A 25,778-nucleotide genomic window follows, 5' to 3' on the forward strand; every position below is an offset into this window, starting at 1 on the left:
GGTGTTGGCCGTCGCGATTTCCATGGCGGCCTCCATACGGGAGTCTCAGCCGACTGAACCACCCTTCAATGGGTCGATCGACACGGTCGAGGTGGAAGGCCGGGCCCTCATCCTGCACGCGTTCAGTATGAACCCCCCGGAATGCCTCAAGGCCGACGAGGCCGAAGCGGCCGAGTTCGAGACGAGCGTGCGGGTCCGGGTAGTGCTTCGCGACATCTGCCCGCGACATGAGCGCACGCTGCTTGAGAAGTGGCGGGACGAATTGTGGCCGCGTTCTTACATCGGTGGTCGCGGCGGGGTCGTTTTTGTGCCCGTCACGCTCGACCGGCCCTTGGGGCGCCGGAAGGTCGTCGACGAGGCGGGCCGCGAAATCCGGGTCTGCCCGATTACGGGCTCGCGAGTGAAGACCATGCGACAGTGCCTGACGTAGGGCGTGGGCGCCGAATACCCTGTCACGCCATGTGACCTGCTGGTATTCGTGGATGAGTCCGCCGACTCGGTCTCGCAGGAGGATGCGTAACTGTACAAGATGGCGTTCACGATTTCTCGCAGGTCGTGCACAAGCGCTGCCGTACCCGGTCCGCGCCGGGCCGGGTACGACAGGCCGTCAAGGTCGGTTCGATCAACGCCCACCGGTGTGCGGGGCCATAACTCATCACGCCATCTGATCTGACCTTCTAATCCTCAACACTCGTGTTCTCACGCCTCCTGCACCTGCTGATGGTCCGGTTGTTCGGCTGGTTGACGCTCCTCACGCGGGGTGACGCCTCCAAGGAGGTGAAGATCTTGGTGCCGCGTCATGAGGTCGCCGTCCTGCGTCGTCACGTCACCCGGCCACGACCGGACTGGGCCGACCTGAGCTTCCCCCATACTCCGGACACTTGATGAGGTCACCCCCGATCGAGTGCGAGCCCTAGCCGGCGCGTCTGTCATCGCACACCGTGGGGGAGGTGGGGCAGATGGCAAAGACACGTGTGCAGGTCAGCAGGCGATGCGGCTGTGTGGATGCGGAAACGGGACGTCAGCGAGGCGTCACGTGTCCGCGTCTGCCGGTAGATGACGATCACGGCAGCTGGTACTTCGCGGTGCAAATACGCGGCCTGGACGGGCAGCGCCAGCGCGTCCGCCAGGGTGGCTACGCCGACCCCGAGGAAGCGCAAGCGGCAGGCCGAGCCCTGGCCGCTGCTGACCGCGACGGCGCGGGGGCCGGATGCACCCTCGGGCAGTGGCTGGCGCGCTGGCTGGCCAGCAAGGACGCCCTGCGTCCGTCGACCCGGCAGGGCTACGCCACGCACATCCGCCTCTACCTCATCCCTCAGCTGGGACGGACCCTGCTCCACCAGCTCACCTCCCGCGATGTCAACGGACTGCTGGCGACGCTCGCGTCCCGTCCCTCGCCGACCGGTCGCCGACTGTCGCCCGCTACCGTGGTGCGGATCCACGCCACCTTGCGGACCGCGCTGAACGCGGCGGTGCGTGCCCGGCTGATCCCGGTCAACCCGGCCAACGGAGCCGAACTCCCCCATCCCCGCCGACCGCATCCTGTCGTCTGGACCCCCGGGCGGACGGCCCGCTGGCAGCAGGCGGGAGAGCGTCCGGCGGTGGCGGTCTGGACCGAACAGCAGCTCGCGGCGTTCCTGGCTGGCGTGGCCCAGGACCGCCTGTATGCCGCCTGGTGGCTGGCCGCGCTGCGCGGTCTGCGCCGGGGCGAGCTGGCCGGGCTACGCTGGACCGACGTCGACCTGCAGGCCGCGGAACTGACGGTGACGCAGCAGCGCGTGCACGCCGACAGCCAGGTCGTGGTCGGGCCGCCGAAAAGCGCCGCCAGCTGCCGGGTGGTAGCCCTGGACGCGGAGACCGTGCGGGTGCTGATCCGGCACCGCGAGCGGCAAGAGGAGCTGAGCGCGAGGGCGGGCATACGCTGGCGGGAGTCGGGATATGTGTTCACCACCGCGGACGGCGCGCCGCTGCGGCCGGACTACCTCACCGGCCGGTTCCGCCGGCTGGTGGCCGCCTCAGGCTTGCCACCGGTCCGGCTGCACGATCTACGACATGGCGCCGCCACGCTGGCGCTGGCCGCGCGCACCGATCTGAAGGTGGTGCAGGCGATGCTGGGGCATGCCAGCATCGTGCTGACCGCCGACACGTATGTCTCGGTGCTGCCGGAGGTGGCCCACGAGGCGGCCCGGGAGACGGCCCGGCTGGTGCTGAACGCCGCATCCGCGCTGGGGCGGCCGCTCAGCGGCTGACTCAGCTTTGCCTCACATTTGCCCCATGCCGCCCCAGCGCACGGGCGCGGCATGGGTTTGCGCAGGTGGAGAAGCGCGCCCTGCAGGATTCGAACCTGCGACCGTCGGATTAGAAGTCTTTTAGTACCGTGCGGTGCCGTTTGACGGTGGTTCGTGCCGACTCCGCGTACATTGCGTGTCGGGCGGTGCCCGGCCTTGACGGTACGTGTCGGGGCGTACGAGCACGCGCCGAGCACGGCTGACACCCTGATTTAGTCATCGTAGGTGGCGCCGCACAATGAATCCAGCACCCAGAGCGCGCCGGCACCACGTATAGATGACGGTCACTGTGCTCGGCACGTGCTCCAACGCCCGCACGCTCTTCTGACCCGTTTGGAGGAGCCAGGAGCTTCATCACCCATCGGGCCGCGCTGCACGGTGGCGCTGGCCCCGATGTCCCCCGGATCGAGCCACGGCTGCAAGCCGCCAAATACGGTTGGGCCGTCATGTCCAAACTGCCCAGACGCAACAGCTGGACGCTCGCCAAGTGGATCGGCGACCGCCGTCCGGACGCCACCCGGCGCCTGCTGGACCGCACCCGGTGGAACACTACGGGCGCGTGATGAGCACCATTCGCGACTTCGCCGTCACCCGCCTCGACATCGCCGCCCGGCCGGACAGCCTGACCATCGGAGTGCTGGACGAGTCCGGCCAGGAGAAGAAGGGCACGGCCACCGCCAGCGTCAAACGTCAGCACATGGGCTGCGTCGACGGCATCAACACCGTCGTCTACCTGGCCTACATTCGCGCCGGAGCCGAACACGCGCTGATCGGTCCACGGCAATGGATCCCCGCCGAGCAGATCAGCGATCCCGTCACGGCGATCATCACCAGCCTGCCGCTGGAGCCTTCGCAACCAAGGGTGAACTGGCCATCAACCTACTCGGTGAGACCTACACCGACGACGTGCGCCTGGACTTCGTGACCGGGGACGAGGCCTATGGCGCCTGCACCCAGCTGCGTGCCTTCCTGGAAGAACACGGCCAGGCCTGCATCCTGCGCGTCCGCGCCAACTTTCCCCTCACCCTCGGCGGCGGCACCTGTCTGACCTCGCCAAGGCGGTGGAAGCCGCCGCATCAATCATGTCTCCGAGTGGCATTCCAGCTTCTCCCTGCCCGCAATGCGACTCGGAGGCAGGACACTGCGCCAAGTAGCCACCTGAGCAGCCGAACCCCTCGGCTGGTGACGGAGCCAGTAACAGGCAGCCTGTTTTCAGCGCTATCTCTTGCGTGGGGAAGCAAACCGGCTCCACATGGTCAGTGACGAAGGTGCTGCGGCGCTCGATCGGCTTCGCGCTGGGAACCGTCGTCCTGTTGTTGCTGTCGGCCGCCGGCGTCCTGGCCGCCAGCGTGTTCGAGTCGATCCTGCCCAGCCCGGGGCGCATGGTGGACGTGTGCGCTCCAGGTCGGCAAGTGCCCGTGGCTTTCGAGTCATACTGCCTGTGGGCGCCCGCACGTGGGTCGGAGGCCGCTGACCGGCGCGTGGTTGACGTCCGCCTCTCGGAGAACGCCGCTGGGCTGCTTGAGGTGTCCGTGACGGCGGTGGTGCCCAAGTCGGACTGGCTGGTAGAGAAGGTCCGGTCCGGTACGGCAATCGAAGATCCCGCCGGATTCGCCACCAACGTTCTGGCGTATGTGGGTGTGTCAGGGTCTGTACTGGAGTGGGTGGCGCCCGTCATCACGTCGTCTGCGGAGAGTGAATCGATCACCATCTCCGTCACGAGCGTCGAGGATGGCAAGGCCAGCCGCGCCAGGGACGTGGAAACCTCGCTCCAGGCTCCAGGCTCGATCCAGATGAAGACCCGTTCCTTGATCATTGCAGGCGTAGAAGTATCAGACCTGTCGATTGTGAGCCAGACGGGCACATCACTGCACGTGAAAGGTGCCGACCGCGGTCAGCTGCGGATGAAGCTGCGGTCCGGCCGACCGTCCGGCACGGTCGCGCCCGACTCCGAATCCTCGTCCGGTCTCTATGACGTACTGCTGGTTGCCCGCCTCAGCCTGCTGGCGGCGATCGGATGGATCGCGGTGTTCCTGGCCGGCCGCTTCGGTGCTCTGGGCGCCATTGGCTTCACTGCTGCCTGGCAGCGAGCGGAGTGGGCGATAGGTGCTGTGCTTCTCGCCCACTTTGTCATCAGCGCCGTTTCCGCCGGGATTTCGCTGAACACCATGATGCCGCACCTGCCGGTGAATGAGTTCATGCGCGAGGCGGAACTGTGGTGGGCGCAGGGATCCTCCCGGATACCCAGCGTGCTCGTACTCCTTGTCGCCCTTCTCCTGTGCGGGTCCCTTCCCTGGTCAAGCATGCGAGACTCCGCCGTGACGAGCGCGCCACACCGGGCGATCTGGCGTGCCATGCTGGTGATCGCCATTTTCCTCGGTACGGCCGTCGGTGGGTTCGCATTGCTGCTGACGAGGACCGAGGCCGCGAACACTTTGTCTGGCGACACCACCGGCTGGCTTCCTGCGGCGGCTCTGTTCATGGTGGCTGCGCTTGTCGCATTCGCGGTTCTCGCCTTTCTCGGCTCCTGGGTGCACGGTGGGCTGCGAGCGGCGCTGCGCCCTGCGCCGCCCGGCTCGGACCTGATCAGATGGGAACAGGTCTTGCTCGGTATGCTGACGCTGGGAGTCGCGCTCATAGGGGGCGCCAGCTCGATCACCTGGTACGGAGTGGTGGGAGGGACCAGGGCTCCGGTCGAACTCACCGGCGGTTGGCTCCTCGTGATGCTTCTCCTGACTTTGCCCTCCTGGTGGGGGATGATCGTCACTCCCATCAGGGAACTCAGACGATGGCCGTTGTCTCAGTGGTCCCCCATGGCTGCCATTGCGAGGCTGTTCGGCGTGGCGGTGCTCGGCGCTTGGTGTGTCCAAGTCGTCTGGACGCTGGTGGGCGACCTCGGCAAGGCGCCGCTTGAGCTGCCGTCACAATTACGGCCCTTTGCCGTTCTCATGCTGTCGGGCTGTTCGCTCGCTACCGCGGTCCGCTTGAGCCGCCGCTGGCGCGGTCGCAAGTACAGGATCATGCAACTTACCTTTTCACTCACCGCGCTCATCGTTCTCGGTGTCGTGGCGACGCTGGACTGGCGCGTGGAGATGGCGATCAATTGGCTGCTCCTGGCCTCGGCCGGCGCACTCATGGGCGTGGCCGTGATAAGGCTCGTATTTTCTGCGATCACCGGCCGGGTCTTCACATCCCGTGCCCTTCTTCTGCTGGCCATCCCCGCCACGCTGCTGGCGATTCCCTGGACGCCGCCCGAACGCCAGGAGCCTCTATTTTGGAACGTGTACGGCTACGCAGTCGTCGTAGACCGCGTGCTCGGCCTGATTCTGGTCGCCGTAATCGTGGCGGTCCTGCAACGCCTGGGCACGGCACATGTCAGCGCTCGCGACGCACTACGCGAACACCGGCTCCTCGGATTGCTCATGTGGTTCCTCGCCCTATCCGACGGCTACTCTCTGGCCGGATCTCCCGCGCTCCTGGTCCTGGTCGCCGCGGCGGTCGGCGCGTGGGCGCTGTTGCCGGCCCGCCAGGTCTACAGGGCAACCCACGTGTTGGCGCAGAAGCGGTCCGAGCAGAACAGCGCGATCACCTGGGCACTTCACGCCGGCGCCGCCCGTCGCACTCTGCCCGCACTCGGCAAGTCCGTCAGGGAACGAACGGCGAGTGAGCAGTCGACCTTCGACGAAGGGCAGCGCGCGATCGAGGATCTGGAATCCCGGACGGTGGACTCCCCCGCCCGAATCCAGCTCAGCGCCGAGCGGACCGTCACCGTCAGGACGCACCAGCGTGCCTTCGGTTCCCTGACCAGCCGGCGGCCGTGGCGGCGAGGTCTATGGGGACTGGCGACGGGAACGGTGGTCGGGTCGCCCTGGATCGCCCTCGGGTTGGTAGGAGTCGACTGGGGCTCCTACGTGAGCGATGGCTATCCCCATCTGAGCGCCCTGGCGTCACTGACGCCCCTGCTGCTGGGCTGGCCAGCCTACGGGCTGCTGTTCGGATACTTCTTTCCTCTCCTCCGGGGGGACACCGGCCTGACCAAGAGCTACTGGCTGTTTGCCGCAGTGATCCTTCCCGGGCTTGTCCATGCGATCCCGGACAGCGGAAGCGTTGACTGGCGTGCCCAACTGCTGTTCGCCGCCCAATCATTTGCCTTCGCCATGACCCTCGGGATCCTCGCTGACCGCAGCGTGCTCACGGCAAGCGGCCACCGCACAGCCAGGTTGGTCGACATCCACAACTTGTGGTCGCTGTCCGCTTGGGCATCCTCGATCACCGTTGCCGTGGCGACCGGAGTGGCCACCATCCTGCTCGCTGGCCTGCAACCCTTCGTGATCGGCATCATCAATCCCGCGCCGGCTCCGACGCCGCCTTCCGCCGTCGGCCAGCCGTGACCACCCGATCGCGGATGAGCAGTACGGGGGCATTCCGCCGGGTGGCCCGGAGGAGTCTCACCTCCGGGCTCCCACAGAACGGAGCGTGACGTTCTCTCGCCACTCCGCTCGTCTCATCCAGTCCGTCAGAACTCGGTCATGAAGATCCAGTGCGCGAACAGGGTCTGCTGCCGGTGCAGAAGCCCTGTCCACCACCGTTGGGGCTTCTTTATTGAGCGCAGCCGTTTGAGCTTCCGTCGCGCCCAGCATCAGGTAGGGGTTGATGTGCTTGAGGAAGGCGTTCAGCGCGGTCCGGTAGAACTTGCCATAGTAGGTAGGCGATCCAGCCGCGAATGACCGGATTCATCCAGCGGGCCAGTTCTCCCAGATCGCTGGTGGTGCGCAGGTGGATCCGCCAGGATCGCAGCTCGGCGCCCATTTCTTGAGGGCGTCCTTGCTGACCGCGCGCAGGAACGCCGCAAAGATCGCCGCCCTGTCCCAAAGACTTGCAAGTGAAACCGTCGGACGTGATTTCGGCACTCGCAGCGTTCTGAGCCGCAACGGACCCTCCTACCACTTCCGCCACCCGCTGCTCGCCCGGCGCCGGCCATCGCGCAAACCGGACCTGCACTGATCGTTTCGAGGGGAGATTGTGTTGGATCGTTCCCGATAGGGCACTCATCGTGTCGGTCGGCGCACAGGAGGGCGAGACGGGCGCTTGCGGAGATCTTCCTGGGTTGGGCCGTCGAGCGGGTTTGGAGTCGGTCCGGATCGTGCTCTCGGAGAAGGACGGCCAGGTCGTCCTCCGGCGGGCGCTGACAGAGCCGCAGGCCGGGCTGCCCGAGGCGCCTGGGAGGGAGCCGTGGTGCGGGAGGTTGGCATCCTTCTCGGCGGACGGCGGGCGGGCTGAGACGTACGCGGGCCGCGGCGCCGGGCACCCTGTGTGTCGGGCTGGAGCAGCAGCTCACCCCCCTCGTGGAGAGCGAGTTCAGGCACGACCAAGGCACGGTCAGTGGGCGCGAGCTGCTCCAACGGCTCGGCCTCGACACCTCCGGGCTCGCGGAGATCACGGAGAAGGCGCTGATCAGGGCCGTGCGGGAGATCGCCGCAGAGCGCGGCGGGTTGCCGGAACGGGTCCGGCAGACAGACGCGGCGGCGCAGGCAGAACTGCTGGCCCAGCTGCGTGAGGAGGTTGCGCGCGGCGGCCGGGACCGTACGGTGCCCGCCAGCCCTGCTCTGCTCTGCGGCAGAGCATGGCCGAGCTGGCCAAGGAGAAGACCGACGCCTTCGTCGACCGTGACTACGTCTTCGCAGCGATCGAGGACTTCCTCGCCTCCACCGACCGGGGCTGCTTCATCGTGGAGGGCGACCCTGGTTCCGGCAAGACCTCGATCGTGGCCGAGTATGTGCGCCGCACGGCTGTGTCGCGCACTTCAAAGTCCGCAGCCAGAGCATCGACGGCATCGACCAGTTCGTCACGGGCCTCACCGACCAGCTCACCGACAGGTTCGGCATCGCCCGCCGCTGGACGTGCCAACCCACGATCGCTACGGGCCAGTCGTCAACCAATTGCTGCTCGAAGCCAGTGCAGCGCTCGGCCCCGGCGAGCGGCTGGTCATCGCGGTGGACGCGCTCGACGAGGCGGCCGAGCCCGGCACGGGCGGCGCGAACGTCCTGCTGCTGCCCCGCGATCCGCCCAAGGGGGTCTACTTCCTGCTCACCAGACGCCGCCACACCGCCCCTGTGGAGATGCTTTCCCCCACCCGGCTCTACGACCTGAATGCGCACCGTGCCGAGACGACACGCGACATCCGCACCTATCTCACCCTCGCCACAGCCACCCCGCAGCTCAGCTCCTGGCTCGCCGGACGACCGCTGGCTCCTGACGCGTTCGTCGAGCTGATGGTGGTCAAGAGCGAGGCCAACTTCATGTACCTGCGCCATGTCCTGCCCGACCTGACCCGCGGTCCCTTCCGTGACCTGGACCTGAAGGACCTGCCACAGGGACTGGAGAGCTACTACGAGCCCCACTGGCAGCTGATGGGCATGATGGCCGATCCGCTGCCCCGCCTCAAGCTGTGGGTCGTCTATGTGGTGTGCGAACTCGCCCGCACTGGTCTCGCAGGTCCTCCGTCCGCTGGAGCCTGAAGTGGACGTCTTGGCCGTCCAGGACGTGTTCGACCACTGGCTGCAGTTCCTGCACCGGGAGAAGACGCGCGGCGGGCCGAGGTTCAGCCTGTACCACACCAGCTTCCGCGACTTCCTGCAACGGCGCGACAGAGGTTGTCACTTCAGGTGACAACCTCCACCCGATACGGCATAGCACCGGGCGGCATTCTTGGGCGTTTTCGGCAACAATAATTGCGGACTTTAATCCGTAGGTTCCGGGTTCGAGCCCCGGGCGCCCTACCTCACCGAACTGGGCGAACTCCCCCGATCGATCGCCGAATCGAGTGATCATGCGTCTGTGGCTCTTGACTGCCGTATGAGCCGCGAGGACGGTGATAGTGAGTCGCCTTCGTTACGGGGATGGGCCGGTGTGGCTGCTACTGCGCCGTGTGGGGGAAGAGATGGACGACGGTGAGCCGGCACAGTCGACAAGAGCACACACGCGCGCAAGTCCCGCGGCAACTGCTGCCGCGGCGTCGGACGCCGGTGACAGCGGAATCGCGGATGGAGCGCTTCCGGGCATCGCGCTGCCCAAAGGCGGCGGTGCGATAAGAGGCGAGGAGAAATTCTCCACGAACGCCGCCGCTGGAACGGGAACGCTGGCACTCACCCTGCCAGCCTCCCCGGGCCGCGCAGGATTCTCGCTCGATCTGCGCCTGTCATATGACTCGGGTGCCGGCAACGGACCGTTCGGTCTCGGCTGGCAGCTGTCGACTCCAGCGATCACCCGTAAGACTGCCAAGGGCCTGCCACGCTACGAGGACGCCGTCGAGTCCGACACGTTCATCCTGTCGGGGGCGGAAGACCTCGTCGTCGGCGGCCCGGTGCAACGGCGTGGAGACTTTCACGTGCACCGGTTCCGGCCGCGCGTCGAAGGCGGTTTCGCCCGTATCGAACGCTGGACCCACCGAACGAGTGGCGACGTGCACTGGCGTTCCTTGTCGGGGGACAACGTGCTCAACATCTACGGCCGCAGCGACGCGGCGCGGATCGCCGACCCGGGTGACCGGCGCCGCGTCTTCTCCTGGTTGCTCGAGGAGACTCGCGATGACCGGGGCAATGCCGCACGTTACGAATACAGGTCCGAGGATCCTGCGGCGATCGACGAAACGCTGGCGAGTGAAGCCTCCCGTTTCGAGTGGCACGCCGACGGTAGCTGCACGTTTCTCGCTACCGCGCAGCGCTATCTCAAGCGGATCCAGTACGGCAATGCCGTTCCGGTGCTCGACCGCGAGGCTCCGCTACCCGATGCCGACGCGGCCTGGCATTTCGAGGTCGTGTTCGACTACGGCGAGCACGATCCGGCGAACCCCACTCCGCGCGACGACGAGCGCGTCGGCGCCACGCCCTGGAGCGTGCGTGCGGACCCGTTCTCGACCTACCGTTCGGGCTTCGAAGTCCGAAGCTACCGGCTGTGTCATCGCGTCCTCATGTTCCACCGGTTCGCCGAGCTCGGAGCGGACTGTCTGATCCGCTCGCTCGATCTCACCTACGACGAGACGCCGAGTGTCACCTACCTGAGCGCCGCGACGCAGGTCGGGCACCGGCGAGTGGCCGATCCTGTAACCTGTGGGACCACCTATGCCCGCGCGTCGTGGCCGTCTCTCGAGCTGACCTACTCGCGGGCGGTCGTCCATGACCGGCTTCATGTCCTTGACGCCGGCAGTCGCGCCGGTCTGGACGGCGGGGTCGAGACCACTGGCGCGCAGTGGATCGATCTCGATGGCGAGGGACTGCCGGGCGTGCTGATCCTCACTGCCGGGGCCTGGTACTACAAGGCGAACCTCGGCGATGCGACCTTCGCACCGCCTGTGGTCCAGGGACGGCTGCCTGTCCCGGCGGTGCTCGGTCCTGGCCGGCATCTCGTCGACATCGACGGCGACGGCGTCGTCGATCTCGTCGCGAACGCGCCCCCGATCGCCGGGTTCTTCGCACGTGTGCCGCAGTCCGGCTGGGCGCCTTTCGTTCCCTTCACGAAGGTGCCACGCGTGGACTGGGAGGACCCGAACCTCCGGCTCATCGATCTCGACAGTGACGGCTACCCGGACCTGCTGATCACTCAGCACGACGCGTTCGTGTGGTACCGCTCGAGTGGCAGGGAAGGGTTCGAGCCGGCCTCCATTCTGGGCAAGGCCACTGACGAGCAGCGCGGACCTGCAATCGTTTTCGCTGACGGAACGGAATCGATCCAGCTCGCCGACATGAGCGGTGACGGGCTCGCCGATCTCGTGCGAGTCCGCTACAGCGAGGTCTGCTACTGGCCCAATCTCGGGCATGGCCGGTTCGGGTCGAAGGTGACGCTCGACAACTGCCCCGTGTTCGACTCACCGGACCAGTTCGATCCCCTGCGTGCTCGCTTCGCCGACATCGACGGATCGGGCACCAGCGACCTCGCGTACCTCGGCCGAGACGGTGTCAGGCTCTACTTCAACCAGGCCGGCAACCGCCTGTCCGACACGACGTCGATCATGTCGATGCCCGTTGTCGACTCAGCCGCTCGACTCAGCGTGATCGACCTGCTAGGAGCCGGTACGGCATGCCTGGTGTTGTCGTCGGCGTCGCCCGCGTCGCCCCAGCCCGTCGCGTACGTGGACTTGATGGGTGGAACCAAGCCGCACCTTCTGATCGGGTTCGACAACAACCTCGGTACGGAGACGCGGATCGAGTACCGTCCCTCGACACGTTTCTACCTGGCGGACAAGGCGGCCGGCAGGCCGTGGCTCACCCGGCTTCCTTTCCCGGTCCACGTGATCACGCGAGTCGACACGATCGATCACGTCAGTCGCAGTCGTTTCGTGTGTCGCTACGCCTACCATGATGGCTACTTCGACCCGGATGAACGCGAGTTCCGAGGCTTCGGGATGGTCGAGCAGTGGGATGCGGAGGAGTTCGGCACGTTAACCGGCTACGACCCGGCGAACGACGACGCCGCCGTAAGCGCGAGTGTTCCACCGATCCACACCAAGACCTGGTTCCACACCGGGCTGTACTTCGGGCACCAGGGCATCTCCACCCACTACGCGGCCGATTATTTCCACGAGCCCGGCCTTTCCGCCGCTGAAGCGGACGCCATGCTCCTCGACGATACCGTCATCCCGTTCTCGCTCTCATTCGTCGAGGAACGGGAAGCGTGCCGCGCGCTGCGTGGCTCGCGATTACGCAGCGAGGTCTACGCGGATGACCACTCGGCGCGCGCCGCGCTTCCTTACACGGTCGTCGAGCAGAACTTCACGATCCAGTGCCTCCAGCGCCGGGGGAGCAACCGGCACGGCGTGTTCATGGTGCACCCACGCGAGTCGATCACGTACAACTACGAACGCGATCCCGCCGACCCGCGCACGACACACGTCCTCACCATCGAGGTCGACGCGTTCGGCAACGCGCGGCGCTCCGTATCCGTCGGCTACGGGCGTCGGGCGCCGGACGCATCACTCCCGCTCGAAATCGACCGAACCGCGCAGGCGCGCACTTACGTCACCTGTACCGAGCACGATCTGACGACGCCCATCGACACCGATCTCAACTACCGACTCCCGCTCCCCGCCAGCACCCGCGTCTACGAGCTCACCGGATACGCGGCGACGGGCCCAGCAAGCCGCTTCGTCCTGGGTGACTTCCCGGCCGGCGACCCCGTGGCTCCAGCACGCAGGCGGCTGTTCGATCATCAACGCGTGCTCTACCGCAGGGACGATCTGACCGCGCTACTGCCGCTCGGGACCTCGCACAGCCGTGCGCACGCCGGCGAGAGGTTCCAGCTGTCGTTCACCTCACCGATGCTGTCGGCCGTGCTGAGCCGGACACGCGACGGACACCCCGCGGAGGATCTGCTCACCGCCCCGGCAGAGGCTCTCGCGGCGGACGGCTTCCGGGTGAGCCAGGATCTCAAGGCCGCAGGCTTGTTTCCCGCGACCGACGCGGACGACGAGTGGTGGGCGCCATCCGGGCTCACGTTCCTGTCGAGGGAACCGAGCCACACGGCTGTGGAGGAGCTAGCCTACGCGCGCGAGCATTTCTTCCTGCCGGTGCGATTACGCGATCCCTTTCACACGGCGACCGCCCCGACAGAGCGCATCCTGACGTACGACGCGTACGACCTACTTCCCGTCGCCACGCGCGACCCGGTCGGCAACGAGCAGCTTGCCACGAACGACTATCGCGTCCTGGCTCCGCACCGGGTGCGCGACATCAACGGGAACGTCCGCGAGGTCGCGTTCGACATGCGCGGGATGGTGACCGGTACCGCCGTGATGGGCAAATCCGGCGGCCCCGTCGTCGGCGACTCGCTCACGGGCTTCCAGGCCGATCTCGAGGAAGCGGTCGCTCTCGCACACATCGCCGACCCACTCGTGGATCCGCTCGCGATTCTCGGCCGCGCGACCACGCGCGTGGTCTACGACCTGTTCGCGTACACGCGCACCCGCACGACCGCCTCGCCCTCGCCCATCGCCGTCTACACGCTGGCACGCCGGCTTCACCACAGCGCCACAGGCGGAGCGGCGACCGCGACCCAGCACGCGTTCGTCTACTACGACGGGCTCGGCAGGGACATCCAGATGAAAACACAGGCCGAAGGCGGCCGGTGGGTCGGCAGCGGCCGGACCGTCTACAACAACAAGGGTAAGGCGGTCCGCAGCTACGAGCCGTTCTTCAGCGCGACCCAGGCTTTCGAGTTCGCCTCGGCCGCCGGTGTGAGCGCGGTCGTCTTCTACGACCCCGCCGACCGCGCGGTGGCCACGTTGATGCCGAACCACACGTACCACAAGGTGCTGTTCGGTCCGTGGAGCCAGGAGACGTGGGACGCCAACGACACGGTGCTCGACGACCCGCGTACGGATCCTCATATCACCCCTTACGCAGCTGCCTACACGGCGACGCTGGATTCCGGCTGGCAGACCTGGTTCGACGAACGCGTCAGCGGCGGGCGCGAGACGTCCGAGCAGGCTGCCGCGCAGCGCACGCGGGAGCATGCGCGCACGCCGACACGGGCGTACTTCGACGTGTTCGGACGCCAGATTCTGACGATCGCCCACAACGGGTGGGACGCGAGCGGGACACCACGCCTCATCACCGCTCGTGTCAGCTATGACATCCAGGGCAACAGGGTGGCCGTGCGCGACGCGGTGCCCGCCACCGGCTACCCCGCCGGGCGGCTCGTCGCGACGTACACCTACGACCTTCGCAGCCTGCCGATCCGGCAGCAGAGCATGGAGTCAGGGTCCCGCTGGCAGCTGTGCGACGCGCTCGGCAAGCCGAGCCGTTCGTGGGACGACAGAGGGCACGCGTTCCGCACCGAGCGCGATCCCCTCCGGCGGCCCGTTCGTTCGTTCGTGAGCGGGCTGTCGGCCGGTCAAGAGCTCCTCGTCGAGCGCCTGATCTACGGTGAGCAGCATCCGGACCCCTCGCTGAACCTGCGTGGCCGGATCTACCTCCACCTCGATCAGGCCGGAGCACTCGCCGACGACGGTCACGACTTCAAGGGCAATCAGCTCGGCGACACGCGCCGTCTGGCGCGAGCCTACGACCGCGAGGTCAGCTGGACCGCCGTGGACAATCAGGTGCCGGCGACCGCGACCACCGCGCTGGACCTTGCCGCCCTCGAGGCCGCCCTCGCTCCGTTGCTCGAGCCAGAGAGGTATTCCAGTCGCGCCGCGTTCAACGCTCTCGACCGCGTGGTTCAGCTTGTCCCGCCACATGGCGACCGGCCGGACGCGCTGATCGACGTTGTTCAGCCGGCCTACAACGCCGCGAACCTGCTGGAACGCATCGACGTCTGGGTCGGCGTCGCCGCCGTGCCGGCGGCGCTGCTCGATCCGGTCGCCCTGCCACCCGCGAACGTCGGGATCGACGACATCGAGTACGACGCCAAGGGCCAGCGCACCCTGGTCGCCTATCGCAACGGCGTGACGAAGACCTGCTCGTACGACCCTCTGACGTTTCTCCCACGGCGGATCTACACGCGCCGGGGCACCGCCTTCGCCGACGACTGCCAGAACCCGCAACCGCCGCCCGACGCGACCGCGGCGCCGGGCGATCCACCGCCCAACGCGCCGTGCGGGCTGCAGAACCTGCAGTACACCTACGATCCGATGGGCAACGTCGTCCGCGTCACGGATCTCGCCCAGCACACGATCTTCTTCCGCAACCGGCGCGTCGACGCCAGCCGCGACTACACCTACGACCCGCTGTATCGGCTGGTCGAGGCCACCGGCCGCGAGCACCTGGGCCAGAACGTCGGCGTCCCGGTCAGCCACTCGTACAACGACGTGCCACGCATCGGTCTGGCGCATCCGAACGACGGCAACGCGCTCGGACGCTACGTCGAGAGCTTCGAGCACGATGACGTCGGCAACATCACCTCGATCCGGCACGCCGGCCTCGACCCCGCGCAGCCGGGCTGGACGCGCACGTTCACCTACGCCGAGGCGAGCCGGCTCGAGCCGGCCGAGCAGAGCAATCGGCTGACCTCGTCGGCGGTCGGCGGCACGACCGAGGTGTTCAGCGCCGGCGGCGCCGGTTACGACGCGCACGGCAACATGCTCCGCATGCAGCACCTCGCGGTCATGCGATGGGATTTCCGCGACCAGCTACAGATGATCCAGCGCCAGGCGGTCGCCCCGGATGACACCGACGGGACCCTGCACAACGGCGAGCGTACGTTCTACGTCTATGACGCGAGCGGCCGGCGCGTGCGCAAGGTCACACAGTCCCCGGCGGGCGCGGTGCGCGAGGAGCGCGTCTACCTGGGCTCCGCCGAGCTGTACCGCCGCTACGGCAGCGTGGTGTTGACGCGCGAGACGCTCCACATCACGGACGGCCACGAGCGCGTCGCGCTGGTGGAGACGCGCACCGCGGGCAACGAGCCTGGGGTCCCGGCCACCCGGATCACGTACCAGCACAGCGAGCACACCGGGTCGACGGCGCTCACGCTGAGCGCGGCGGCGGAGGTCGCCGGCTACGAGGAGTACTCGCCGTACGGCGCGACGACCTATCAAGCCCGCGACCCGCAGCTCGAGGAGCCCCGGCGGTATCGCCATGCGGGCAGGGAGCGTGACGTCGAGTCCGGTCTTTACTACTACGGCGCTCGCTACTACGCCCCTTGGCTCGCCCGCTGGTGCTCGGCCGACAGGACCGGGATCGAGGGCGGAATGTCGCTCTACGTCTACGCGCACGGCAACCCGATCACCTTCGACGACCCCGACGGCAGTGAACCGGAACCGAGGATCCGGCTCACCACCTGGCTCCTCACCGGCGGGAACAAGTGGCAGGAGACGAAGGAGAACCTTGAGTGGGTGACCGCCGACATGCGCCGCGGCGACACCTGGTTCAACTCCGCGGCGGGGTACGGCGCGCTTGTCGGCATCGTGGGCGCCTTCGAGAACACGTTCTACCTCGGTTACGACATCGGCCGGGCCGCCTTCTGGAACGAGCTGCAGGACAACTCGTTCGCCGACATGGTGAACGCGTTCCGCCAGGAGGGGATCGCGGCGATCCCGAAGGGCATCGCGGCTCAGGCCGAGCGGGCGATGCAGGGCGATGCGCCGGCGTTCGGCGAGCTGTTGTTCAGCAGCTACATGGCGGCGGAGAGCGCCGGCAACATCAAGATCACCCCGAAGACGATCTCGGTCTCGGTACCGATCGTCGTCGGTGAGCGCCTCGCACTGGCCACCGTCGGCGTCACCGCGCCAGTGGTCGAGGGCGCGGTACCGCTGGCCGCCAGCGTCGTCCTGATGTCCAAGGCCGGTGGGGGCGGGGGCAAGACACCGACCGAGCGCTGGGAGGTTCGCAGGCACGGAGATCAGCCCAAGCCTCGCCCGATCGATCACGAGTCGCACCACGGAGTGATGAGTTCGTGGATGAGGCGCCACTTCAAGAAGTTCTACAACGCGAACGACGCACCGACGGTGCTGATGCCCGAGGAGGCACACAACATCACACGCGGCGTTTTCAACAGGTGGATGGCGCAGATCGAGGCGAAGACGGGCGCACCGCTCGACTGGGGAAAGATCACGGAGAGTCAGATGCGCGCGCTTGCCGAGCAGATGTTCAAGGAGTCGAAGACGCCCGTGAGCATCCAGCGTCAGTACTGGCAGGCATTCGACAAGTACCTGCAAGAGCTCAAGAAGGTTTCGGGAAAGCGGTGACCATGGCGAATACGTTCGTGGCACGTGACCGTGCCGAGCTGGCTCGACGCTATGGCGCGTTCTACGCGCGGCGAGTGCCCCTCGACGAGGATCACGCACCCGCCAACCTGCGCGCGCTCGTGCCATACGCCGAGATCTGGGGGATCGGCGACGATGTCGATCGCGACAACCTCGTCGAGAGCTCCCCTCCCGAGGCCCGCGAGGACCTGCGTGAACTCAATGAGACCTATTGGCGAGAGTTCAACGACTGGCTCGCGGGGCCGGAGGCCGACGCGAAGTCGTACTCGCGCGAGTACATCGCGTTCTCGAACCTGCGCATGGCGGCGGGCTACCTGCGCGCACTCGACATTCCGGACGATCAGAAGGAATGACCGCATGAACGCGGTGCTACTACGACTCTTGGGAATTGGGAAGATCGATGCGGACGCGCCGATCCAGCTCGCTGCTCGCAACCTCGCGGGCATGACGCCCGCGACGCCGGCCGACGAGCAGGCGTTGATCAACGCCCTCTTTCGTGCGCGTGGCCACGACGTGAGGCTCGACGCTCCCAGTGACGACAACACTTACCTGGTCGCGGGCGCCATCGACGTCAGGGGCGGGCTCGCCGGCATCCGCGTCATCGTGTGGTCTGACACCCTGAGCGGTGACAAGCAGATCCTGACCGAGACGCGGACCAACGCGGAAGGCGAGTTCTCGGCCACCTTCACCGCCGAGTCAGCGCCGATCATCCGCATTGCTTTCAACCGCGAACGGAGGCGGCTGTACGTGTCGCCGCCGCGGCGCGCGCAGGCGGCGAGCTGGATCGAGTGGTCGGAGCTCGCGCAGCCGGTGCCGCGGCCCGGCACCTTCGAACTGCGCGAGTCGCTGATCAACGCGACACTCGAGCCTCTCGGGCGCGACCTCGCGGATCTGAACGAATCGGTCAACGTGCTCGAGGTCTCGACACTCGCGGAGACGGTGGGCATCTCGCGTGGCCACGCGGCGGTCCACGCGCTGTCGGCGCGCATCAGCCGACGGCTCGGCTATCCGCGGGCGGTCCTGTTCGCGGTGCTCGGCAGGTCGCTGAACCCTGCCGTGGGTCCTCCGGTCGTCGACGCCACCTCGATCGTCGAGGCCGGCGGCGGGTACCCGGAGGCGTTCTTCCGGCAGCTCGAGAGCGACGCCCGCGACGACAAACTGACCGACCGCATCGCCGAGATGGCGACGGCGCACGTCCTCTCCCTCGATCCAGAAGCGTTGCGCCACACGGTCGTGCAGGCCGTCGACAACGGCGTGATCTCCTCGCGCAACGTGCGCGCGCTCGACGAGGTACTGGCCGCGCATGCCACGGCGCGAAGCGTCCGCGCCCTCGACTCGCGCCCCGGCGTCTCGACCTGGAGAGAGCTGCTCGACGCGGTCGGCATGACCGGCGCCCAGGTGGAGCAGGCCGCGGGCATCCTGCTGCAGCGCCCGGTCGCCCAGCCGCTGCTGGCCGACCTGTCGCATGTCGTCGGCGACGAGGGCCGGTCCGCGATGCTGGAGCGGCTGCGTCTTGCGGCGCTGGTCGAGTACGACGCCACCGCCGTGCGGCTGCTCGCCGGACGCCGGATCACGACGGGACGCCAGCTCGCGCGCCTCGACACCAAACGGCTCGACGCGCTCGTCGGGACGATGACCGCTTCGCGCCCGGACCCCGCCGGGGCCGGCCGCGACCTGGTCGACCGGCTCGATCGGGACTTCGTCGCCGAGGGCCTGTTACGCCGGCTGCCCAGGGTCGCGGCCGAGACCCGCGCGTTCCTCACGGCCGAGGAACGGGACCTGCTGACTCTCAACATCGAAGGTGCGTACAAGCATCGCCTGCTGGGTGACGACCCCAGAGTCGCGAGCAGAGTACGCGCGGAGAGCCTGGCGCTGCAGCGCGTCGCCCGCCTCACCGGTCACGGCAGGGTCGCCGCGGGGTTGTACCAGAAGGGCTTCACATCGTCGGCGGAGATCGCCCTGACCGATCGCGCGTCGTTCGTCGCGCGTGCCGACGAAGAGCTGAGCGCCGACGAGCTCGCCAGGGTCCACCGGCGCGCGCGCACTCACTACCGCGCGACCGTCAGCCTGTTCCTGCGTATGAACCAGAACGCGTCCGGACCATCGGTCACGGTTCTCGATCCTGGCCCGGGCAGCGGTGCGACGGTCGCGAGCCGGTCCGAGATCCAGGGAGCTCCGAGCTGGGAGTTCCTGTTCGGTTCGCCCGACTACTGCGAGTGCGACGAGTGCTCGTCGGTGACGAGTCCCGCGGCGTACCTCGTCGACCTGCTGGTGTGGCTGCAGCGCGCGCCGGGGCCGGTCCCGAAACCCTACGACGTCCTGATCGGCCGCCGGCCCGATCTGATCAAAATCAATCTCAACTGTGCGAACACCGAGACCTTGGTTCCGTACATCGACCTGGTCTGCGAGCTGCTCGAAGAGGCGGTCGCGATCCGGGCGGACGATCGCGCGAACCCGGTACCGACGATCACGCGGGCGATGCTCGATCAGCGGCGCAGGGAACGCCAGACGACGCTGACCGCGGAGGAGATCCGTGCCTACCCAGAGCACATCGACCTCGAGGTGTATTCCGGGCCGCTCGCCGCGTTCTCCGACCGCATGGTGATGCCGTTCGATCTCGCGGCCGAGGAGGTGCGGCTGTACCTGGGCACGCAGAACATCACGCGCCTCGACCTCATGCGCGTCTTCGCCAAGGGCACGGCGATCGAGCGCGCCTCCGAGCAGCTCGCGATCGTACCGACGGAGCGGACCCTGATCACGGTCGCGGCCGCGTCCGGGGCGCCGCAGCAGGCCCAGTGGGGATTTGTGGGCCCCACCGTGACGCTTGAAGACTTCCTGCACTCGGCCCCCAGCCCGACCGACCGTGACCACTTGTCCTACGACCAACTCCTCGCCCTGCTGGCCGCTCCCTGGGCCAACCCGCCGGACGGTGCGGGAGTGCGTGCGGGAATCGAGCTCAGGGCCGGCATCGAGGCCGATCTGTGCCGCGCGACCGACCGCGACGTCGTCCGGCTCGAGCTCACCGCGCAGGATCGACAGCATCGCTTTCTCCGGCTGGCACGCCATGTCCCGCTGTCGATCGCGGAACTCGACCTGGTGATCCGCGCCACCGGCGGGACGCTCGGTGAGGCGACACTGACAAGCCTCGCCGCGCTGCTGGAGGCCCAGCGGACAACACCACTGTCCGCCGAAGAACTCGCCTTCCTCTACCTGCCGTTCGCCGCTGGCGACGCGGCCACGACGGCGGAGTTCGACGGCCGCGAGACGCTCTACGCTCGGACTTTCCTTTCGCGTACCGATGGGGGCGAGCCGCCCGGGGTGTTCCGCGACCCGGTAGCGAACACCAGTACCCTCGCCGCAGTGGATGAGCGGCTCGCGGGCTGTCTCGGCGTGTCCGAGCCCGATCTCCAGCTCATCGTCACCGCGACCGGGCTCACCGGCGCCGACGTGTCCTTCGCGAACCTGAGCGTCCTCTACCGGCACGCCCGTCTCGCGTCGGCTCTCGGCGTCTCAGTCGAGCGATTCGAACTGCTGCTACGCCGCGCGGTCGACCCGTTCGGCACGCCCTCGGACCTCCTCACGTTGATCGCGGCGGTCCAGCTCACGACAGCAGTCAAGGACGACGGGCAGCTGGCGATCCTCCTCGGCGATGCTGCGGCGACCGTGCCGCCCGCCCAGCAACTCGTCGACGCGCTCGACGGGCTGCGTGCGAACACGCGGGATCAGCTGATCGAGTCGGGCGTCACCGCACCGACCGATGCGGAGGTGCGTCAGAACATCCTCGACAGCCGGAGCTGGACCACACCGGTGATGGCGTGGCTCGGCGTCGACAGCCGGCTCGGCCGGCTCCTGCTCGCCATCGACGACGCGATGGGCTCAGGCGCGCTCGTGACCAGGCTGTACACCGCGCCGATCCCCGCAGACACGCTCTCCTTGCTCGCGCGGATACCGGCGTTCGCGCGCGCCCTCGAGACGGACGCGGAGCACGCGGCCGACATCGCGCGGTTGCCCGATGTCGTCAAGGCGATCCGGACGCCAGGCTGGGCCGCGTATCGTAACGCGCGCCAGTTACGGTCGATGTACGCCCAGGCGGCGACCGGCTCCGACCTGATCCAGTTCGTGTCGGCCGCCCCGGACACCGGGAGCACGCGGGAGCAACTCGCCGCCCGGCTGTCGGAGGCGCTCGCGATCGACGTCTCCGTCATCACGGGATTCTGGGACACGCAGTTCGGGGCCGGTGGAATCGATCGTGCGACGATCATCACCAGTGACCATCTGCTCGCGCTGCGCCGCTGCGCTGAACTGTCGACGCTACTCGGCGCGACTCCGGCCACGCTCAACGGGTGGGCGCGCGCGTGGCCGACCGCGGCCGACGCGGTCGGCGTCCGCAACGCGATCCGCTCCCGGCTGTCGAGCGAGCAGTGGCTGATCACGTCGACACAAGTGCAGGACGAGCTACGCGAGCACCGGCGAGACGCGCTGGTCCGCTACCTGCTCGCCACGGCCGGGCCCGACGATCCCAAGAGCTCGGCGGAGCTGTACGGGGCATACCTTCTCGACGTCGAGATGGACGACTGCATGGACACCTCACGGATCGTCCAGGCCAACGCGGCGATCCAGCTGTTCGTCCAACGCTGTTTCCTGGGCCTTGAGGACATCGCGCGCGACCTGCTCCACTCCGACCACTGGAGGCAGTGGGACTGGCGGCAGCGTTATCGTCTGTGGGAGGCGAACCGCCTGGTATTCCTGTACCCGGAGAACTTCCTCAGCGTCGCGCGACGCTCCAACGCGTCCGCGCTTTTCGACGGGTACGCCAAGGAGGTGCGTCAGAGCGACAAGGATGACGACAGTGTCCGGGAGGCGCTCGACACCTACCTGAAGGGCCTGGAAGACATCTCCAATCTCGACTACCTGGCCGTGTCGAGCAACCTGGAGGAAGGCGCCGGCTATGAGCCGCAGCTCCACGTCGTGGCGCGCAGCCGCGCGACCCCGCCGGCGCATTTCCATCGGACGCTGGCCGGCGGGGTGTGGACGCCGTGGGAGCCGATCGACATCGGCACCCCCGGGAACCACTTCGCGCTCCTCCACCGCCGCGGCAGGACCACGCTGGTGTGGCCGATGTTCGCCGACTATCCCGACCCGCGGCAGAAGCTGCCTCCGGCGACCGAGAACACGAGCTCGCCGGAGGCGCCGCTTCCGCGCGGTGTCTCGTACCTGACGTACGGGTGGGTCGTGCGCGATCGCCGCAAGTGGTCGTCGGTCCAGACCTCGACCCGCGCGCTCCTGCACCAGAAACGAGGCCGCGGTCGCTTCGTCACCGCGCCGGTCGTCTCGGCGAACGTGGTCAACCTGGACGTCTACAGCCCGGCGGCGCCCGTGCTGGCAGCTGACCAGGACGCCTCACCCGACGCCCCGTACCTCGGCACGATGGAGCTCCAGCGCGACGTGGTGTCGATCGTCGTCAACCAGTCGAACCGCGGCCTCGACCCGTGGCTCGGCGCTGATCACCAGTACCAGATGGACACGACGGCGACGCTCGCGCCCGTGAGATTCAACGTGGGAGCCGACTGCACCTGCGTGTTCTGGGCGGATTCCACATATACGCCGTGGCCTGGCCTGGTGTTCAACGACAACCGGATGCGCTCCGCGCTCACGGCGAAGCAGCTCAAGATCCGTGTCCCGCTCACGGGCAACTCTTCGGTCGACCGTCCGGTGCTCGACAGCGGCTTCTTCGTCGTCGCCGCCGACTCGACGCGGCGCGCGCTGGACGTCAGCACGTCGCAGTCCGGGTTCAAGGACTACACCAGCTACTTCGTCATGCAGACCTCCTACACTCCGGCGTCCGACGCGTTCGCGGTGAACGACCAGTACCGCTCGTTCATCGGCCTTTCCCGGGCGGCGCTCGGGAGTCTCGCGGGCCAGGTGCCGCATCCCGGTTCCGACATGGTGCTCACTCCCGCGTATCACCCGTTCGCCGCCGAATTGCGCGAGGTGGTGCACTCGTATGACGACGGCATCGACCGGCTATACACGAAGCAGACGCAGGAAAGCCCAGGCACGCTGGGCCGGGCGCCCCTGTCGTACGTGTCGGCCTACGGCGATCATTCGCCGTTCGCTGTCTTCGACACCCCTGCCGAGGGAATGGACTTCGATCCGATCTGCGCGTACGCGCTCTACAACTGGGAGGTGTTCTTCCACGCGCCGCTGTTCGTCGCCGAGCAGCTTCGCACGGCCGGCCGTCACGAGCAGGCGCGCCGCTACTACCACTTCCTTTTCACGCCGTTCACCTCTGAGCCCGCCGACCCGGCACATCCGCGGGCACGCTTCTGGGTGTTGAAGCCTTTCCGCCACGATCCAGGGACCAGCAAGGACATTCGCGACATCATCCTCGACGGAGCGATCAACCACATCAATCCCTACACAGCGATCGAGAGCCATCCGTTCGACGCCCAACTGGTCGCGCAGAGCCAGCCCTCGGCGTACCAGAAGTTCGTCGTCATGCGGTATCTCGACAACCTCATGGCGTGGGGCGACTCGCTGTACCGCAAAGGCCAGCGCGAGGACGTGTACGAGGCGATCCAGCACTATCTCCTCGCGCAGCAGATCCTGGGCGAGCGTCCTGACCAGCTCCGCCCGCTGGGTAGGCGTGTCGATCGGCCGTTCGAGGGCACCGACTGGTCCGGCGGCGCCAACGCGCTCGTCGACCTCGAGAACCTCATCGCGGATGCGGGCGAGGAGCCGCCCGCTGAAGGCGACGTACCGCTGGTCGATCTCCCGTTGATTCGTGGTCTGTACTTCTGCGTACCGCCGAACAAGACGCTACTGAAGTACTGGGAGGATGTCGGTCGCCGGCTGTACAACATCCGGCACTGCCTGACGATCGACGGCGCACCCGTGCGCTACGACCTGCTCGCCGCACCGATCGATCCGCAGGCACTGGTCGATGCCGCCGCGGCGGGGGTCTCGGTCGCGGAGGCGCTGACCATGGCCGGCAGCCCGATCCCTCCGCATCGCTTCAACGTCATGTGGGCGAAGGCATGGGACGCCTGCAACGAGGTCAAGGGCCTCGGTGGTGCCTTGCTGTCCGCGCTCGAGAAGCGCGACGGTGAACAGCTCTCCGCGATCCGCTCGACATGGGAAGGCAAGCTCCTCGACAAGACCCGGAGAACGCGCGAGCTGACTCGCGACCTGGCGGCGGCGGACGTCGAGTCGCTCACCGAGGCGCGCAAGACCATCGACCAGCGCCGCGCGTACTACTCGTCCCGCGACTACATGAACGACCTCGAGAAAGCCGTGCTCGGCCTCGGCGTCGCGGCGGGCGTGCTCGACACCACCGGCCTGGTGTTCGACGTGCTCGGCGGCGTGCTCTACCTGATCCCGAACATCGATCTCGGTATCAGCGGCTTCGGTGGCACGCCCACGGCCAAGGCCGCGATGAGCGGTGAGAACATCGGCGGTAGCGTCAGCCGCACGTCGCAGGGCCTGTCGCGCGCGGCGGGCCTGCTCGATCGCGCCTCGGCCATGGTCTCGGCGCAGGGCTCGTTCGCACGCCGTCAGGAGGAGTGGGACCAGCAGGCCGCGCAGGCGAGCCTCGAGCTCGCGCACATGGACAAGCAGATCGCCGCCGCGAACCTGCGGATCGCGATCGCGAGCGCCGAGTTACGTGGCCACGAGGTGCAAGAGCAGACGTGGAAGGCGACGGATGAGCTGCTGAGCGCGAAGTTCAGCAACCAGGAGCGTTACGGGTACCTCATCGACGTCCTCGGTGAGCTCTACCGGACGGCATACGAGCACGCGGTGGACATGGCCAAGCTCGCACGCGAGTGCCTGGCCTTCGAGCTGCCGCACGCGACGGTGAGTCCCATCCGGACCACCCACTGGGACAGCCTGCAGCACGGCCTCCTCGCGGGCGAGCGCCTCGCCGGTGACCTCCGCGACCTAGATCGCGTGCATGCCACCGAGCGGGGTTACGAGCGGGTCGTCGTCCAGCACGTCCCGCTGAGTCACGTCGCGCCCCAGCAACTGATCGATCTACGCCAGACCGGCGCGTGCGCCTTCTCGATCCCGGCATGGTGGTTCCAGCGCTTCGACCCCAACCTGACCCACCGCAGAATCCGGAGCGTCGCGGTCACGGTGCCCAGTGTCACCGGACCGTACGTGGGGATGAACGCGACGCTGCGCTACCAGGGGGTTCACCGCACTCGTACAGCGATCTCGCTGAGCACAGGCGTGAACGACACCGGCGGGGCGGTGGCCCCCGACCAGTACGCACCGTTCGAGGGCATCAGCCTCGACGTGCAATCGTCGTGGACCTTCGGGTTCCCGCAGGAATCGGCCGGATCAACACGTCGCCTGACCGATGTGGACTACTCGACGATCACCGACGTGATCCTCCACATCCAGTATGTCGCTGACGTCGCGGCACAGCCGGTCCTCGGTGGCCCTCCAGAGCTGATCACCTTCATCGATCTGCGATCGATGGCCCCTGACGCGTGGGCCGAACTGTCGGCCACGACATCGCACTCGACCTCGCTGGTGGTCTCGGCGCTCGTGCCGCGATTCCTGAAGGACTACGAGGTCGACTCGATCCTGCCGTCTACGATCGCCGTACTCACCAGCGGCGCGGTCGTCACACCCAAGCTGGCGTTCACAGTCGGAGCGGGAGCGGAACTCGGAACGGTCACGATCAAGCTCGCGGCAGACCAGACACTCGACTGGTCCAAGCTCGCCAAAGTCATGATGGCGATCAAGATGAAGCGGCCGGCGTCGTAAGAAGCTGCTACGTGGCTTGA

At 67.5% G+C, this 25,778-nt stretch carries 11 protein-coding genes; 10 read left to right on the forward strand and 1 reads right to left on the reverse strand.

Features of this window, described 5'->3' with window-relative positions; translation table 11 throughout:
- Window position 1 precedes the first annotated feature (1 nt).
- From ACIHFD_RS04510 to ACIHFD_RS04530, 5 genes are all read left to right on the forward strand, one after another.
- A complete protein-coding gene (locus ACIHFD_RS04510; RefSeq protein WP_397365578.1) occupies window positions 2–430 on the forward strand; it encodes a hypothetical protein in 429 nt (142 codons plus the stop codon).
- Window positions 431–693: 263 nt separating this feature from the next.
- The gene (locus ACIHFD_RS04515; protein ID WP_397365579.1) at window positions 694–885 is read left to right on the forward strand and encodes a hypothetical protein; all 192 of its coding nucleotides are present in this window, start codon (window positions 694–696) and stop codon (window positions 883–885) included.
- A 200-nt stretch (window positions 886–1,085) separates the two neighbouring features.
- Window positions 1,086–2,249: a tyrosine-type recombinase/integrase gene (locus tag ACIHFD_RS04520; protein ID WP_397365580.1), complete on the forward strand. Its 1,164-nt coding sequence runs from the start codon at window positions 1,086–1,088 to the stop codon at window positions 2,247–2,249.
- A gap of 580 nt (window positions 2,250–2,829) precedes the next feature.
- Entirely contained in the window at window positions 2,830–3,213 is a 384-nt protein-coding gene (locus ACIHFD_RS04525; RefSeq protein WP_397365581.1) for a hypothetical protein, read from the forward strand.
- A 334-nt stretch (window positions 3,214–3,547) separates the two neighbouring features.
- A complete protein-coding gene (locus ACIHFD_RS04530) occupies window positions 3,548–6,679 on the forward strand; it encodes a hypothetical protein (protein ID WP_397365582.1) in 3,132 nt (1,043 codons plus the stop codon).
- Between the two features lie 208 nt (window positions 6,680–6,887).
- Here ACIHFD_RS04530 and ACIHFD_RS04535 read toward each other — a convergent pair whose 3' ends face one another.
- A complete protein-coding gene (locus ACIHFD_RS04535) occupies window positions 6,888–7,340 on the reverse strand; it encodes a group II intron maturase-specific domain-containing protein (RefSeq protein ID WP_397365583.1) in 453 nt (150 codons plus the stop codon).
- 848 nt (window positions 7,341–8,188) lie between these two features.
- On the opposite strand from ACIHFD_RS04535, the gene ACIHFD_RS04540 reads away from it, so the two are divergent.
- The 5 genes from ACIHFD_RS04540 (at window position 8,189) to ACIHFD_RS04560 (ending at window position 25,758) form a co-directional block, all read left to right on the forward strand.
- The gene (locus tag ACIHFD_RS04540) at window positions 8,189–8,806 is read left to right on the forward strand and encodes a hypothetical protein (protein ID WP_397365584.1); all 618 of its coding nucleotides are present in this window, start codon (window positions 8,189–8,191) and stop codon (window positions 8,804–8,806) included.
- Between the two features lies 1 nt (window position 8,807).
- A complete protein-coding gene (locus tag ACIHFD_RS04545) occupies window positions 8,808–8,957 on the forward strand; it encodes a hypothetical protein (RefSeq protein ID WP_397365585.1) in 150 nt (49 codons plus the stop codon).
- A gap of 238 nt (window positions 8,958–9,195) precedes the next feature.
- Complete coding sequence (locus tag ACIHFD_RS04550; RefSeq protein WP_397365586.1) at window positions 9,196–16,968, forward strand: SpvB/TcaC N-terminal domain-containing protein; 7,773 nt, start codon at window positions 9,196–9,198, stop codon at window positions 16,966–16,968.
- The gene (locus ACIHFD_RS04555; protein ID WP_397365587.1) at window positions 16,965–17,339 is read left to right on the forward strand and encodes a hypothetical protein; all 375 of its coding nucleotides are present in this window, start codon (window positions 16,965–16,967) and stop codon (window positions 17,337–17,339) included. The genes ACIHFD_RS04550 and ACIHFD_RS04555 overlap by 4 nt, the downstream gene beginning before the upstream one ends.
- Window positions 17,340–21,063: 3,724 nt before the next feature.
- On the forward strand, window positions 21,064–25,758 hold the full coding sequence (locus tag ACIHFD_RS04560; protein ID WP_397365881.1) for a neuraminidase-like domain-containing protein: 4,695 nt from the start codon (window positions 21,064–21,066) through the stop codon (window positions 25,756–25,758).
- Window positions 25,759–25,778: the final 20 nt, after the last annotated feature.

Source organism: Nonomuraea sp. NPDC051941, assembly GCF_044593615.1.